The 15,305-nt window shown below is 64.5% G+C and carries 11 protein-coding genes; 4 read left to right on the forward strand and 7 right to left on the reverse strand.

All coding sequences use genetic code 11. From position 1 onward, the window contains the following. Nucleotides 1–87: 87 nt before the first annotated feature. From tldD to QD172_RS05530, 7 genes are all read right to left on the reverse strand, one after another. Complete coding sequence (tldD, locus tag QD172_RS05500; RefSeq protein ID WP_176502835.1) at nt 88–1,548, reverse strand: metalloprotease TldD; 1,461 nt, start codon at nt 1,546–1,548, stop codon at nt 88–90. Then, nucleotides 1,545–5,660, reverse strand: coding sequence for an AsmA-like C-terminal region-containing protein (locus QD172_RS05505; RefSeq protein WP_279855191.1), 4,116 nt, complete (start codon nt 5,658–5,660; stop codon nt 1,545–1,547). Before QD172_RS05505 ends, tldD begins: the two co-directional genes overlap by 4 nt. Before the next feature lie 341 nt (nt 5,661–6,001). Further along, a complete protein-coding gene (gene rng, locus QD172_RS05510; protein WP_077371558.1) occupies nt 6,002–7,465 on the reverse strand; it encodes a ribonuclease G in 1,464 nt (487 codons plus the stop codon). Between the two features lie 139 nt (nt 7,466–7,604). Next, complete coding sequence (locus tag QD172_RS05515) at nt 7,605–8,285, reverse strand: Maf family protein (RefSeq protein WP_176492876.1); 681 nt, start codon at nt 8,283–8,285, stop codon at nt 7,605–7,607. An 87-nt stretch (nt 8,286–8,372) separates the two neighbouring features. Next, entirely contained in the window at nt 8,373–8,855 is a 483-nt protein-coding gene (mreD, locus tag QD172_RS05520) for a rod shape-determining protein MreD (protein ID WP_077371553.1), read from the reverse strand. Next, on the reverse strand, nt 8,855–9,820 hold the full coding sequence (mreC, locus tag QD172_RS05525) for a rod shape-determining protein MreC (protein ID WP_255304420.1): 966 nt from the start codon (nt 9,818–9,820) through the stop codon (nt 8,855–8,857). The genes mreD and mreC overlap by 1 nt, the downstream gene beginning before the upstream one ends. 64 nt (nt 9,821–9,884) lie before the next feature. Beyond that, entirely contained in the window at nt 9,885–10,922 is a 1,038-nt protein-coding gene (locus tag QD172_RS05530) for a rod shape-determining protein (RefSeq protein ID WP_043332576.1), read from the reverse strand. 242 nt (nt 10,923–11,164) lie between these two features. Here QD172_RS05530 and gatC point away from each other — a divergent pair, with 242 nt between their 5' ends. The 4 genes from gatC to QD172_RS05550 all read left to right on the forward strand — a co-directional run bounded on the left by gatC (nt 11,165) and on the right by QD172_RS05550 (nt 15,196). Next, nucleotides 11,165–11,452 (forward strand): Asp-tRNA(Asn)/Glu-tRNA(Gln) amidotransferase subunit GatC, encoded by a 288-nt coding sequence (gatC, locus tag QD172_RS05535; RefSeq protein ID WP_077371550.1) that lies wholly within the window; start codon nt 11,165–11,167, stop codon nt 11,450–11,452. Nucleotides 11,453–11,585: 133 nt separating this feature from the next. After that, entirely contained in the window at nt 11,586–13,064 is a 1,479-nt protein-coding gene (gatA, locus tag QD172_RS05540) for an Asp-tRNA(Asn)/Glu-tRNA(Gln) amidotransferase subunit GatA (RefSeq protein WP_077371547.1), read from the forward strand. Continuing rightward, nucleotides 13,064–14,518 (forward strand): Asp-tRNA(Asn)/Glu-tRNA(Gln) amidotransferase subunit GatB, encoded by a 1,455-nt coding sequence (gene gatB / locus QD172_RS05545; protein WP_077371544.1) that lies wholly within the window; start codon nt 13,064–13,066, stop codon nt 14,516–14,518. The genes gatA and gatB overlap by 1 nt, the downstream gene beginning before the upstream one ends. Before the next feature lie 126 nt (nt 14,519–14,644). Further along, on the forward strand, nt 14,645–15,196 hold the full coding sequence (locus QD172_RS05550; RefSeq protein WP_084209232.1) for a cupin domain-containing protein: 552 nt from the start codon (nt 14,645–14,647) through the stop codon (nt 15,194–15,196). Nucleotides 15,197–15,305: the final 109 nt, after the last annotated feature.

Genomic DNA, 15,305 nt, shown 5'->3' on the forward strand with positions numbered 1-15,305 from the left:
TCTGACACCTCACGCTTCATCGACGCCGCCGCGGCCCTGCCACGGCGGCGTCGTCATATCGCTTCTCTGCTGATCAAGCGCACCGGTTCATGACTGGGTGCCACCGACCGTCAGCTCATCGAGCTTCAGCGTCGGCTGGCCGACCCCGACCGGCACCGACTGACCGTCCTTGCCACAGACCCCGACCCCGGTATCCAGCTCGAGATCATTGCCGATCATCGAGACGCGACCCATGGCTTCCGGGCCGTTGCCGATCAAGGTCGCGCCCTTGACCGGTGTGGTCACTTTGCCGTCCTCGATCAGATAGGCTTCGCTTGCGGAGAACACGAAGCGCCCGGAGGTGATGTCCACCTGGCCACCGCCGAAGCTGACCGCATAGAGGCCGCGCTTGACGCTCTTGATGATCTCCTGCGGGTCACGATCGCCACCCAGCATGTAGGTGTTGGTCATGCGGGGCATCGGCAGGTGCGCAAAGGACTCGCGACGCGCATTGCCCGTCGGCGCCATGCCCATCAGGCGGGCATTCAGCTTGTCCTGCATGTAACCGGTGAGGATGCCATCCTCGATCAGCGGCGTGTACTGACCCGGCGTGCCTTCATCGTCCACCGACAGCGAGCCACGGCGGTCCGCCAGCGTCGCATCGTCGACCACGGTGACGCCGCGCGCCGCGACCTGTTCGCCCATGCGCCCCGCGAAGGCGGAGCTGCCCTTGCGGTTGAAATCCCCTTCCAGACCATGACCGACCGCTTCGTGCAGCAGCACGCCCGGCCAGCCATTGCCCAGCACCACCGGCATCTGCCCGGCGGGCGCATCGACGGCCTCGAGATTGACCAGTGCCTGACGCACGGCTTCCCGCGCGTAGCGCTCGGCGACGTTGTCGTCACGCAGACGGGTCAGCGGGAAGCGTCCGCCGCCACCGGCACTGCCACGCTCACGACGGCCATTGCGCACCGCGATCACGCTGATGTTGAAGCGCACCAGCGGACGCAGGTCCGCGGCCAGGGTGCCATCACTGGCACGCACCATCACCACCTCGTAAAGCGCCGACAGCGAGGCCGAGACCTGACTGATGGAAGGGTCAAGGCCGCGGGCGATGCGGTCCGCTTCCTTGAGCAACGCGACCTTGTCCTCGGCACTCAGGCCATTGAGCGGGTCGATGCCGGAATAGAAGGACGGTGCCTCGGTGATGATCGAACGGGCGACCGTGCCATTGCTGCCACTGCGTGAGATGCCGGCGGCAGTGCGACCGGTGTCGGCAAGCGCGGCGGCATCGATCTGATTGGAATAGGCGAAGCCTGTCTTCTCTCCCGCCAGTGAGCGCACGCCGACGCCACCATCGATGTTATAGCTGGCGTCCTTGACGACACCATCTTCCAGCACCCAGCTCTCCTGCCAGATACGCTGGAAGTAGAGGTCGGCATAGTCGGTACCCGGACCCATGGCATGTGCCAGGCCGGCATCCAGATCATCCAGGCTGAGTCCGCCCGGGGTCAGCAACAGGGCCGCGGCATCGTCGAGCACGCGACCGGAACTCGCATTTTGCGTCATTCGGCACTTTCCAGAGTAATGTTCGGGTCGCCCCAGGGGCCTGATACCCGATAGTGAATTTGCGTCACCTTGTCGATGAAGCGACCGAAGATCTTGTCGGCCACGAACAGCGCACCGCCCACGGCGGGGGCGCCTGCCAGCACGGCGGCCAACGGCAGGTTCTGACTGACCGGCACCGTGATGGCCATGTGTTGATCAAGGGTACCGCGAAGCAGGTCAACCTGCCCGTTGAGCGTCACGGTGGTGGACGGCGCCTCGATACGCAAGGGGCCATCGCTTTCCAGACGCCCCGCAAAGAGAGTCGCGGCACCCCGCACCTTGTCGAAGGCCGTGCCCTTGTCGGTCACATCCGAGAAATCCAGCGACAGACGACGCAGCAGATTGTCGACGTTGACCAACCCCAATAGCCGCGCGGACGCCGAGCCGAGATTCAGGAAACGTCCGTCGTCCAGCTTGACCTCGAGCCGCCCGTTGGAGCGCGACAGCGCAAAGTCCTGCGGCGCCCCTGGCCAGGCCAGCTTGGCCTCGGCGCGTGCGCGCTCGGCCTCGATGCCGCGTGGCTGGGACAACCGCTCCAGCAGCCCGCCCAGATCGCTGCCATCCGCGGAAAGACGAGCGCGCGTCAGACTGTTGGCACCGGCATCTTCCCAGGTGATGTTGCCCTGGGCCGTCATGTCGCCCACGGTAATGGCGAGGGGGGACACCACCAGCCGCTGTTGATCCGACTGCCACTCTGCACTGATGGGCCCCAGCTGCTGCTCGCGCCAGATGAGACGTGCCAGGCGCAGGCTGCCTGCCGGCAGCTCGGCCAGCGCCGCTGGGTAGGGAGTCGGCTCGACCCCGGTGGCCACGGCCTCGGTGAAGTTGCTTGGCGCAGGCTCGGGGGTTTCCCGGGTCTGTGGCGGCCACAGCGCGTCGAGATCAAGATGATCGAGATCCAGAATCAACGGCCGCGCGGCTCCGGACTGCCAGACGAGCTCCCCACTGGCGAGCCTGCCCTCCAGAGTGGCCGCCAGCCCCAGCGCTTGCTGTTGAGAGCTCTGACGAGGCGCTGCCTCAAGCGTCATCGGGCCGGTACACCGATCCTGGATCATCAGACAATCGGTGGCAACGCGCAGCCGCGACAGCTTGCTGAGTGCATCGCCACCGCTGCCACTGGCTCCATCATCGCCACTCGCGCCGGATAGCGCCCCGCCCCATGATGACCAGAGCTCAGGTGCCAGCGTCGGCGTCCGCCAGGCGATATCCCACCCCGTACGGGACGGCCATTGCGGGTCGCTCGGCCAACGTTCCAGCCACAGCTGGCCGGTCATCGGCACCTTGCTGCCATCATCACGCGTATTGCCGCCTTGCCAGCGAGCGCGGGCACGATTGGCGAGCACGACATCGCCACCGCCCTCGGCGAGCCCGACCTCCACCGACAACGCCGCGGCTTCGTCACGCGCCTTGCCGAAGGGGGCCGGCAGATTGATGGCCGCGCCCTTGAGATCACTCGACAGCTGCAGGCTGGCTCCCTCCTCGGGCAGCATCAGACGCGCCTGATAATCGAACGTGCCGCCCAGCGCACGCGGGCTATCTCCCTGATTCAGTGCGGCACGGCTATCCTGCGCCGCATCACCGAGCAGCGTCTCGGGAGTCCCCAGCCAGCTCAGCACCGGTGCCAGCGGCGCCTGGCCACTGAAGGTCACCGCCCCCTTGCTGGCCGAATCCGCCTGACCGATATTGAGTGCCGCCTTGACCGCGCCACCGAACAGCTGCCCTGACAGGTCGCCGGTCAATTGCTCGCGCTGTCCTTCAGGACGCGTGGGGTCATGCACGAATGCCAGCGGGCCGCGAATGCCGGCGATCTCGATGCCCGGCCCGGGGAAGGCCAGGCTTGCCGCCTGCTTCTCACCGACCTTACCCGTCACCTCCACCCGCGCCTGCTCGGCATCTTCAAGCGGTACGCGAATCTTCATGGCCGCCGCCACGGAGCCCTTGCCCTGCCACTCGGCCAAAAGCTCCGCGGTGTCCTCGAGCGGTGCATGCGAGAGCAGATCGAACAGCGCCTCGACACTGCCCGTGACATCCCCCTGGATATCCAGGGTGTCATCGTGCATGTCGACCTTGGCCTGATCCACCGACAGACGCTGCGCGCTACCCAGCGCGACCGGCCGTGAGTACGCCGACTCGACGCTGGCCGTGAGATCATTGTCATGCAGCTCGAGATTGCCCTTCACGCCGTCAAGCGCGGGCCAGCCCTCGACATAGCCGAGCCGCCCGTTCTCGATGGCAAGCTCGAGATCCATCGCGTCCCCGGGGCCGTAGCCATTCTCGCCATTGTCCTCATCCCAGACCTGCTCCAGATGCAGAGAACCCTCTGGCACGACACCTGCCACATCACGCGTCAGCCATTCACGCAGGGAGGGGTCCAGTACCTTGAGCGGCAACCAGTCCGCCAGCGGGATGCTGCGAGCATCCACATCCTGCATGTCCAGATCCAGCTGGAAGCGGTCCGCATCATCCGTGGGAATCTGCAACCCGAAGCGTCCCGTCACCCTGGCGCCATGACGCGAGATATCCAGATCACGCCCGCTGATCTGGCTGCCGGCATCATCCACCTGCCAGTCCACCACCCCCTGCGCGGACTCCAGTGACCAGCTGTCACCGAAGACTTCCGGGAAATGGAATCGCATGCCGGGGGCTCCCTGGAAGGTGACACTGCCCTGCATGCCCCCTTCATCACGACTCCGCGCCGTGACCCACGCCGCCAGCGGCCCGAGCCCCGGAGCGCCCTCCCAGGGTTCCACCTCGGTATCCGTCAGGCCAAGCGCCAGCGTCATGCTCAGCGGGGCTTCAAGGCCGATATTGGCCAGTGACAGGGACAGTCCGGTGGCGGTGCCACGCGGATCGAGTGACTCAAGTATCTCGCCCAGCTCGCCCAGCTCCAGCACATTGCGCCAGCGCGCCACCCGCGCCAGATCGAAGCGACCGGTCACAAGCGAGACACTGCCATCGGCGAGATCCCCCGACAGGGAGATACGCTCAGGGAGGCTGGCAAGCGCGGCCTGCAATCGAGCAGGCGGCTCCTGTGAAGCGGAATCTGAATCCGATGGAGCATCCGAGCGCTGGGCCGCCTGTGCCTCACCGTCACTCACGACGGCGTCATCGAGCTGCGAAGCCCCCACCGAGAGCTGATTGAGCCACGCCTGCCAGCGATCCCCGCCCGACAGATCCCGCAGCCACTGCCCCCGCGCATGGATGTCCTTGAGGGCCAGCATGGCGCCATCGTGATCCAGCGTCAGACGATTGAGATCGAGACGCAGGCGAGCATCTTCCAGCCGTGCCTCTCGCCAGCGCGCCCACAGCGTGGCGTTGCCATCAGCGTCACGCAGCATCAGGCTGTCGCGCTCACCGATCAGGCGCCCGACACTGGCCAGTGCACCGGCATCCAGCTCCACCTGCAGCTGCGCGGAATAATCGGCGAGCCCCGCGTCGCCGGGCAGTACTTCCAGCACGGCACTCACGCCGGCCTGGGGCGACTCCCCTACGCGCAGCTGCCCCTCCAGATGAGCGCGTTCACCATCACCGGCCAGCAACAATTCGGCCGCGTTCAGATTGAGCGTATCGTTGCGTCCATGCAGCACGAGACGCACATCCTCGAGCCTCACGCGCTGACGCGCCAGCAGTGCCAGGCCCTGCTCGAGCTGTTCCAGGCTCATCTGCCCCTTGGGCTCGAGGGCTTCAGGCGGGCGCGGCGGCCCCGGCCAGCCCCAGCTGCCATCGTCATGCTGATAGAGGTGAACGATGACGCCAGTGGCGGTCGCACGGTCAAACACGGGCGCCAGATGGCGCAGGGAGGACAGCACATCAAGCCGCGATTCGAGATGCTCCACGCTCAACAGCGGGGCCGCCTCCATCTCGTCGGGCCGAAAGAGGTTCAGACCGGAGAGCTTGATGGCCGGGTCGAGATAGTCCATTCGCCCGTCAAGCGATGACATCCCGACATTGGAATGGGTCTGGGTAGCGATGAAGTCGCTGATCGCGTCACGGCGAGATTCCAGCGTCGTCAGCCACCAGCGCAGGCCACCGATCACGATCGCCAGCACCGCCAGCAGCACCGCCAGCGCCATCAAGAGCCTTCGACCCCAGCGCCGCCGCCGTGAAGGCGAAGGGACGGGAGACGAGGCTTGATGAGAGGACGGAGCATCACCGGCCGTGGCGGCCGACTCCGTCGGTCCATCCCCCGCTGTCAGCCTGTCTGACTCAGCGGGCGGCACTTGCGGCTCATCCGAGGAAGAGGTCACACGCGGATCTCCGAGCAAACATGATGACACGCTACCTCACGCCTATGCAGGAGGGAGGCACCCGACCTCGAGGGCCATGCATCGCCCTGCTGTGTCAGCAGGGGGAACGAGTGTATCAATGCACCGATGGCGAGACTCCACCGGCGGGAACACAGATGGCGGGCACCTTACATGAGAACGATGTCATATTGCTCCTGAGTATAATGCGCCTCGACCTGGAAACGGATGGTCTTGCCGATGAAACTCTCGAGGTCCGCCACCGAGGCCGACTCTTCATCCAGCAGACGGTCCACCACATTCTGGGAGGCCAGCACCATGTAGGTATCCGGACTGTAGGCACGCTCTTCGCGCATGATCTCACGGAAGATCTCGTAGCAGACCGTCTCCGGCGTCTTGAGGGTGCCGCGCCCCTGGCAGGTCGGACAGGCTTCGCACAGCACCTGCTCCAGACTCTCGCGGGTGCGCTTGCGGGTCAGCTGCACCAGCCCCAGTTCGGTCACGCCGGTCATCTTGTTCTTGGCGTGGTCCCGCTCCAGCGACTTCTCGAGCACTCTGAGCACCTGACGCTGATGCTCGGCCTCTTCCATGTCGATGAAGTCGATGATGATGATGCCACCCAGATTGCGCAGACGCAGCTGGCGGGCTATCGCCGTGGCCGCCTCGAGATTGGTCTTGAAGATGGTCTCTTCAAGATTGCGATGCCCGACGAAGCCACCGGTATTGACGTCGATGGTGGTCATCGCCTCGGTCTGGTCGATCACCAGATAGCCGCCGCTCTTGAGCTGGACCTTGCGCCCCATCGCCTTGTGAAGCTCATCCTCGACGCTGAACAGATCGAAGATCGGCCGCTCGCCGGGGTAATATTCGATGCGCCCTTCCATGTCCGGCATGAATTCGCTGGAGAACTCCTTCAAGCGCAGATAGTTCTCGCGGGAATCGATGCGCACACGCTCGATCTCGTCTCGCATCACGTCACGCAGGGTACGCATGAACAGTGGCAGATCGTCATAGATCACGCTGGGCACGGCGGCAGTCAGACGCCGCTCGCTGACCTTGCGCCACAGCCGCAGCAGGAAATGCATGTCCTGCTTGAGCTCGGCCTCGCTGATGCCCTCGGCGGCCGTGCGCAGGATGAAGCCCCCCGGAGCGTCCGGATCAAGCTCGGTCAGGCAGCGCTCGGTCATCTCCTTGAGCCGCTCACGCTCGACATCGCTCTCGATACGCTGCGACACCCCGGTGTGGGGGGAGTCGGGCATGTAAACCAGATAGCGGGACGGTACCGACAGATGTGTGGTCAGACGCGCGCCCTTGGTGCCGATGGGGTCCTTGGTGACCTGCACCACCAGCGGCTGACCTTCGCTGAGCAGCTCGCGGATCGACAGCTGCTCATCATGCGGGGTATGCGCGGGCATCACCTCCTGCGCATGGATGAAGGCGGCACGTTCGAGACCGATGTCCACGAATGCCGCTTGCATGCCGGGCAACACGCGCACCACCTTGCCGCGATAGATATTGCCGACGATACCGCGCCGACCGCTGCGTTCGATGAACGCTTCCTGCAGAACACCGTTCTCGACGACCGCAACGCGGGTCTCCATCGGTGTCAGGTTGATCAATACCTCGCCACTCATAGCGCAAGTCCTTGTAAAGTCGTTGCTTGCGATTATGACATAGCAAGGCAGCCCCCGGCTGTGGTCTATCGACTAACGATGTCACCGGCGGCTGATTTTCCACAATCCCCTCGGCGGCCCCCTACCCGCCCGCCCACCGTCACGACTGCCAGCAGGCAATGCCCCTGGCCATGAGCAAGCGGGACGTCTCGTGCAATGGCAGCCCGACCACCGCGCTGTAACTGCCTTCAAGATGGCTGACGAAGATGGCGCCCAGCCCCTGGATCGCGTAGCCGCCGGCCTTGTCCGCGGGTTCTCCCGTGGCCCAGTACCGCGCGGCCTCCTCACGATGGATGGCGCGAAATGTCACGCGGCTCTCGACCAGCTCGCTCTCGCAGCACAGGGATGGTGACGGCTCGTTCGAGGCGGACGCCTGCTGACGATGGCAGAGCGTCACCGCGCTCAGGACCTGATGACGACGACCGGAAAGCGCCATCAGCATCTCGCGGGCATCCGCTTCATCGCGAGGCTTGCCCAGAATCCGGCCATCCAGCGCCAGGGCGGTATCGGCTCCGAGCACCACCGCCTCAGCCTCCCCCTTGTCCAATCGCCTGAATCCGGCCTGTGCCTTCTCACGCGCCATGCGCATGACGTAGTGCTCCGGCGACTCATCGGGACGAGGTGTTTCATCGATGTCGACCGGGGCCACCTCACACTTGACACCGATACTGGCCAGCAGCTCACGCCGACGCGGCGAGCCGGACGCCAGGACGAGACGTGGCGAACGTCCGGGAATCTCGGGCGCTGCGGGGGTTGCGACAATGGACGACGACGCTGACATGTCTCCCTCCTGGGCGGGTTTCTTGATCATGAGACAGCAGAAAGCCGCCCGAAGGGGCGGCTCTCAAGCGTACGACATGCCACAGGCTCACGCCGTCAGTCGACGACGCAGCATCTGCAGCAGGGTGTAGAGCCAGGGCCACAGTGCACCACCGATCACCGCCGACAGCAGGAAGGACAGACTCACTGGCCCGGCACCGAAGATGCTGCGCAACCACTGGTCCACCAGCTGCGCGATGCCCAGCACCACGATCACCAGCAAGGCCTGCTGCAGCAGTGAGTAGGCGCGGATGCGCTGGTAGAGCAACACGCCCATGAAGGCGGTCAGCGAGAGCACCAGCGCATTGTGCCCCAGCGGTGCCCCCTGCAGGACATCCAGCGCCAGGCCGAACAGGAAGCCATGGAAGACACCGACACTCTGCGGCGAGACGATGCACCAGTAGACCAGCATCAGGCCGAGCCACTGTGGACGCCAGATCAACCACACATCCGGCAATGGCATGACCTGAAGACACAGGGCCAGCAGCAACGAGAACCAGCACAGCAAGGTGGTCTGGGGACGAAAGGCCATCAGTTGTTCTCCCCTGGCGCATTGGCGCTCTGCTGCGCCTCGGCATCCGCCGCGTCCTCGTCACCCGCGTCCGAAGCGGGCGCGGCGAGGTTGTCCTTGGGCAGCTCGTCAAGACTGTCATCCACGTAGAGGCTCTCCACGTCGACGGCGGGTGGCATCTGGATCAGGAAGTTGCGCGAACGCTCAAGCTGGGCAATGGGTTCGGCACTGACGCGAGCGAAGGGCTTGCCGGGGTCATGATAAACCTCGGTGACACGTGCCACCGGCAGGCCACGCGGAAAGCGCAGTGCGAGCCCGGAGGTCACCAGCAGGTCCCCGACACGGATATCCGCGGTATCCGGCACGTGCAGCACATCCACCTGATCGATCTTGCCGCTGCCCTGGGCAATGAAGCGCAGGCCATTGCGATTGACCTCCACCGGCACGGCATGACTGGCATCACTGATCATCAGCACGCGACTGTTGTAGGCCGACGTGGAGATGACCTGACCGACCAGCCCGTAGGCATCCAGTACCGGCAGGCCGATGCGCACGCCGTCCTGCTCACCGCGATCCACCACCATGCGGTGGGAGAACGGATCAGCATCAAGCGTCAGCAACTGGGACGTGATGTAGGGGATATCGCTGCGCTGACCGGCATTGAGCAATTCGCGCAGACGGGAATTCTCGGCAGACAAACTCGCCATGCGTTGCACACGGCTGGACAGATTGAGCAGCTGCTCACGCAGTGCCCGGTTTTCATCGGCGAGCTTCTGCTGGTCGGCAAACACCAGTGCGCCCCAGCTGAGGCCCTCTGTAGGCAGACTGACCACCCATTGCACAGGGGAAACCAGTGTCGCCATGCTGGCACGCACGTCGACCATCCAGCTGAAGCGATCTTCGGCAAACATCAGCGCGAAGGACAGCACCGCACACAACAGCATGCGATAGCCGGGCACGGGGCCACGCGTGAACAGGGGTTTGATAGCACTTCCTCCGACAGGCCGGGACCAGCCGTACAGCACACAGCATGCCCGGCCCCGGACGAGGTCAATCGCTCGACAGCAGCTCGAAGGTGTGCTGATCGATCATTTCCAGCGCCTTGCCACCGCCACGCGCCACGCAGGTCAGCGGGTCTTCGGCGATGATCACCGGCAGGCCCGTCTCTTCCGCGATCAACTTGTCGATGTCACGCAGCAGCGCACCACCGCCGGTCAGCACCAGACCGCGCTCGGCGATGTCGGATGCCAGCTCCGGTGGAGACTGCTCGAGCGCGCTCTTGACCACCGAGACGATGGCCGCCAGCGGCTCCTGCAGCGCATCGAGAATCTCGTGGGAGTTGAGCGTGAAGGAGCGTGGAATGCCTTCGGCCAGATTGCGACCGCGCACGTCGATCTCGCGCAGCTCGCCGCCCGGGTAGGCACAGCCGATCTCTTCCTTGATGCGCTCGGCCGTCGCTTCGCCGATCAGGCTGCCGTAATGGCGACGCACGTAGGAGGTGATGGCTTCGTCGAAACGGTCGCCGCCGATGCGTACCGACTCGGAGTAGACCACGCCGTTGAGCGAGATGATGGCGATCTCGGTAGTACCACCACCGATGTCGACCACCATGGAGCCCATGGCTTCCTCGACGGGAAGACCAGCACCGATCGCGGCCGCCATGGGCTCCTCGATCAGGTAGACCTCACGCGCACCGGCCCCTTCGGCCGATTCCTTGATGGCGCGGCGTTCGACCTGGGTCGACATGCACGGCACGCACACCAGAACGCGAGGACTGGGCGTCAGGAAGGTGCTCTGATGCACCTTGCGGATGAAATGCTGGAGCATCTGTTCGGTGACGGTGAAGTCGGCGATGACGCCGTCCTTCATCGGGCGGATGGCCGTGATATTGCCGGGGGTACGCCCCAGCATGCGCTTGGCATCGGCACCGACAGCCGCGACGCTACGGGCATTCCCGGATTGGCGAATGGCAACGACGGAGGGCTCGTCGAGCACGATACCGCGACCGCGCACATAAATGAGCGTGTTGGCGGTACCCAGATCGATCGACAGATCGCTCGAGAACAGCCCACGTAAACGTTTAAACATGGAAGTTGATCACCTAGTCCAGACCGGAACCCTGTGCAGACGCGAACGGTACCATTGCCACCCCATGGCGGCAAGCTGACACGCCTGCCAGCGCGCCGCAGATGTGGTACATTTCACGCCGAATCACACTGTGACAGCGCAACGGGCGAGCAGTTGCCTCACCGCTGGCCAACGCCAGGTCACCGAGCAGACTGCACTCGCCGTTACCTCAAGCCTCACGAAGCCAAGACAGGGAAACTTCCATGGCCCTTGAACATTCAGATGTGCTGCGTGCCGCTCACCTCGCACGCCTGGGTCTTGCCTCGCAGGATGCCGAAGCCTATGTCGCGGATCTTGATCGGATTCTCGCCATGGTCGACCAGCTGCAACAGGTCGACACCGACGGCGTCGCTCCCCTGGCGCACCCGCTGGAAGCCACGCAACGCCTGCGTGCCGACGAAGTCACCGAGTCAAATCAGCGCGAGCGTTTTCAGCAGGTGGCTCCGGCCACAGAACAGGGGCTGTATCTGGTACCGCGCGTCGTCGAGTGATCACGCCTGGCCGATCCCTCACGTGAGGTGAGAGACCGCCAGACCTGATACCACGCCACGCGGCACGTCCCGTCCGCCCCCGGAATTTCCGCGTGCGATGCCCTTTGCATCGTGTGCACAGATGGAATCGAACATGTCATCGTCCATTGCACTACATGACAAGACGCTCAGTGAGCTGGCGCAAGGCCTCGAGGCCGGCGAGTACACCAGTCGCGAGCTGACGGAAGCCTTCCTGGCCCGTATCGAACGCCTCGACGGCGAGCTCAACAGCTACATCACCCTGTGCCGTGAAGAGGCGCTGCGCGAGGCCGATGCCGCGGACGCCAGGCGTGCCGCCGGCAATGCCGCACCGCTGACCGGCGTGCCGATGGCCATCAAGGACATCTTCTGCACAGAGGGTGTGCGCACCAGCTGCGGCTCGAAGATGCTCGACAACTTCATCTCCCCCTACGACGCCACCGTGATCGAGAAGCTCAAGGCGGAAGGCGTGGTGATGCTGGGCAAGACCAACCTCGATGAGTTCGCGATGGGCTCCTCGAACGAGAACAGTTACTACGGTCCGGTCAAGAACCCGTGGGACCTGTCCGCCGTCCCGGGTGGCAGCTCCGGCGGCAGCGCCGCTGCCGTCGCCGCAGGCCTCGCCCCGGCGGCACTGGGCACCGATACCGGTGGCTCCATCCGCCAGCCGGCTGCCTTCTGTGGCATCACCGGCCTCAAGCCGACCTACGGCCGCGTCTCCCGCTACGGCATGATCGCCTACGCCTCCAGTCTCGATCAGGGTGGCCCGATGGCACGCTCCGCCGAGGACTGCGCGCGCCTGATGAACGTGATCGCCGGCGCCGACCCGCGTGACTCCACCAGCGTGGTACGTGGCGTGCCGGACTACGTCGAAGGCCTGGACTATGACCTCAAGGGCCTGAAGATCGGCCTGCCGAAGGAATACTTCGGCGACGGCCTGTCAGCGGAGGTCGAAGCCTCCGTGCGTGCCGCGATCAAGGTCTTCGAGGATGCCGGTGCCAGCGTGCAGGAAATCTCCCTGCCGCATACCCACCTGGCCATCCCGACCTACTACGTGATCGCACCGGCCGAGGCCTCCTCCAACCTGTCGCGTTACGACGGCGTGCGTTTCGGCCACCGCTGCGCGGACCCGCAGGACCTGGAAGACCTCTACAAGCGCACTCGCGAGGAAGGCTTCGGCGACGAAGTGAAGCGCCGCATCCTGATCGGCACGCACACCCTGTCCGAAGGCTTCTTCGATGCCTACTACATCAAGGCCCAGAAGGTGCGTCGCCTGATCCGTCAGGACTTCCTCGATGCCTTCGACCAGGTCGATGTGCTGATGGGGCCGGCGGCACCGACCCCGGCGTTCGATCTCGGCGCGCACAAGGACCCGCTGTCCATGTACCTGCAGGATCTCTACACCATCGCCATCAACCTGGCGGGCATTCCGGGCATCAGCGTGCCGGCCGGTCTGGCTGGCAAGCGCCCGGTGGGTCTGCAGATTCTCGGCCCGCACTTCGGTGAGCAGACCCTGCTGGGCGTCGCGCACCAGTTCCAGCAAATCACCGACTGGCACCGCCAGCGCCCGGAATTCGGACAGGAGCAAGCCTGATGCAATGGGAAGTCGTAATCGGGCTTGAGGTTCACGCTCAGCTCGCCACCCAGTCAAAGATCTTCTCCGGCTCGTCCACCACCTACGGTGCCGAGCCCAACACCCAGGCCAGCGCCGTCGATCTCGGCCTGCCGGGCACCCTGCCGGTGCTCAACGAGCAGGCCGTGGCCATGGCCGTGCGCTTCGGCCTCGCCGTCAATGCCGCCGTGGCCGGCCGTTCGGTGTTCGAGCGCAAGAACTACTTCTACCCGGATCTGCCCAAGGGCTACCAGACCAGCCAGATGGATCAGCCCATCGTCGGGCCGGGTGAACTCGAGATCCTGCTCGAGGATGGCACGCGCAAGTCGATCCGCATCCACCATGCCCATCTCGAGGAAGACGCCGGCAAGTCACTGCACGAAGACTTCCAGGGCATGACCGGCATCGACCTGAACCGTGCCGGCACACCGCTGCTGGAAATCGTCTCCGAGCCGGACATGCGCTCCGCCAAGGAAGCGGTGGCCTACGTCAAGGCGATCCACGCCATCGTGACGTATCTCGGCATCTCCGATGGCAACATGGCCGAAGGTTCCCTGCGTTGCGACGTCAACGTCTCGGTGCGCCCCAAGGGGCAGGAAGCCTTCGGCACCCGCGCGGAGATCAAGAACGTCAACTCCTTCCGCTTCATCGAGCGCGCCATCCACTTCGAGGTGGAGCGTCAGATCGAGCTGATCGAGGACGGCGGCAAGGTCGTGCAGGAAACCCGCCTGTATGATCCGGATGCCGACGAGACGCGCAGCATGCGCACCAAGGAAGAAGCCAACGACTACCGCTACTTCCCGTGCCCGGACCTGCTGCCGGTGGAAGTCGACGACGCCTACATCGAACACCTGCGCCAGACTCTGCCGGAGCTGCCGGCCGAGAAGCGCGCACGCTTCGAAGGCGAACTGGGGCTGTCCGCCTATGATGCCAGCGTGCTGTCCGCCAGCCGTGAGATGGCCGACTTCTTCGAGGAAGTGAAGGATGTCTGCGGCGACGCCAAGCAAGCCGCCAACTGGGTGCAGGGCGAACTGGCCGGGCGTCTCAACAAGGAAAATCTCGACATCACCGTGAGCCCGGTCTCGGCAGCCCAGCTGGGGGGCCTGATCAAGCGTATCGTCGATGAGACCATCAACGGCAAGGCCGCCAAGCAGGTGTTCGCCGCGCTGTGGGATGGCGAAGGCGAGAGCGCCGACGAGATCATCGAGTCACGTGGCCTCAAGCAGGTCACGGACACCGGTGCCATCGAGGCAGTGGTCGACCAGGTGATCGCCGACAATCCGGCTCAGGTGACCCAGTATCAGGAAGCCGAACCGGACAAGCGTGGCAAGATGATCGGCTTCTTCGTCGGTCAGGTGATGAAGGCCTCACGCGGCACCGCCAACCCGCAACAGGTCAACAAGGTGCTCAAGGAAAAGCTGGACAGCCTCAGCTGATCCTGCGCCTCTGAGTCATCCTGTCGCTGCATGCAACGGCCAGTCACGGACATCCCGAGGCTGGCCGTTGTCGCTCCAGGACTCAAGGCATTTCCAGTCAATCGTCGCTTCGCGAAGGAAGTTCTGATGGCAGATGATGTCGGTGCGCGCCTGCGGGCGCTGCGTACGCTGCGGGGCATCTCGCAACGCGAGCTGGCCAAGCGCTGTGGGGTGACCCATTCCAGCCTGTCACTGATCGAACAGGGCAAGGTCAGCCCCTCGGTCAGCTCACTGTCCAAGATTCTCGCCGCCATTCCCATGAGCATCGGTGATTTCTTTACCATGGAACTCGAGAACACCGCCAAGGTGTTCTATGGCGAAGAGGAGCTGACGAACGTGGGCAGCGGGGAGGTGGTCTTCAAGCTGGTCGGGGCCAAGCGTCAGGATCGCAATCTGTCGTTCATGATCGAGACCTATCCGCCCGTCAGTGACACCGGCCGCGAGATGATCACCCATCAGGGAGAGGAAGCCGGTGTGGTCATCGAAGGCGAGATCGAGATCACCATCGGCAGCGACACTCGGGTATTGAAAGCCGGTGAAGCCTACTACTTCGATACCAATGTGCCGCATCGCTTTCGCAACATCGGCGAAGTCGAGTGCCGTCTGGTCAGCTGTGCGACGCCGGCGCGCATGTTCTAGACCTTGCGGCAAACACTTGCGGCAGATGACAACAGAAAAGAGGCCACGCGATCGCGTGGCCTCTTTTCGTGCTGCACGGTGTTTCCGCCAACGCGTGACAGCCCGGTTC

It is taken from the genome of Cobetia sp. 10Alg 146, assembly GCF_029846385.1.
In the GTDB taxonomy this organism is placed as follows: domain Bacteria; phylum Pseudomonadota; class Gammaproteobacteria; order Pseudomonadales; family Halomonadaceae; genus Cobetia; species Cobetia marina.

Excerpts from the sequence above, each read along its gene's own strand:
- QD172_RS05530 (WP_043332576.1), bottom strand. The coding sequence starts at position 10,922 with ATGTTTAAACGTTTACGTGGGCTGTTCTCGAGCGATCTGTCGATCGAT.
- mreD (WP_077371553.1), bottom strand. The coding sequence starts at position 8,855 with ATGGCCTTTCGTCCCCAGACCACCTTGCTGTGCTGGTTCTCGTTGCTG.
- rng (WP_077371558.1), bottom strand. The coding sequence starts at position 7,465 with ATGAGTGGCGAGGTATTGATCAACCTGACACCGATGGAGACCCGCGTT.
- gatA (WP_077371547.1), top strand. The coding sequence starts at position 11,586 with ATGTCATCGTCCATTGCACTACATGACAAGACGCTCAGTGAGCTGGCG.
- gatB (WP_077371544.1), top strand. The coding sequence starts at position 13,064 with ATGCAATGGGAAGTCGTAATCGGGCTTGAGGTTCACGCTCAGCTCGCC.
- QD172_RS05550 (WP_084209232.1), top strand. The coding sequence starts at position 14,645 with ATGGCAGATGATGTCGGTGCGCGCCTGCGGGCGCTGCGTACGCTGCGG.
- tldD (WP_176502835.1), bottom strand. The coding sequence starts at position 1,548 with ATGACGCAAAATGCGAGTTCCGGTCGCGTGCTCGACGATGCCGCGGCC.
- QD172_RS05515 (WP_176492876.1), bottom strand. The coding sequence starts at position 8,285 with ATGTCAGCGTCGTCGTCCATTGTCGCAACCCCCGCAGCGCCCGAGATT.
- gatC (WP_077371550.1), top strand. The coding sequence starts at position 11,165 with ATGGCCCTTGAACATTCAGATGTGCTGCGTGCCGCTCACCTCGCACGC.
- QD172_RS05505 (WP_279855191.1), bottom strand. The coding sequence starts at position 5,660 with ATGGCGCTGGCGGTGCTGCTGGCGGTGCTGGCGATCGTGATCGGTGGC.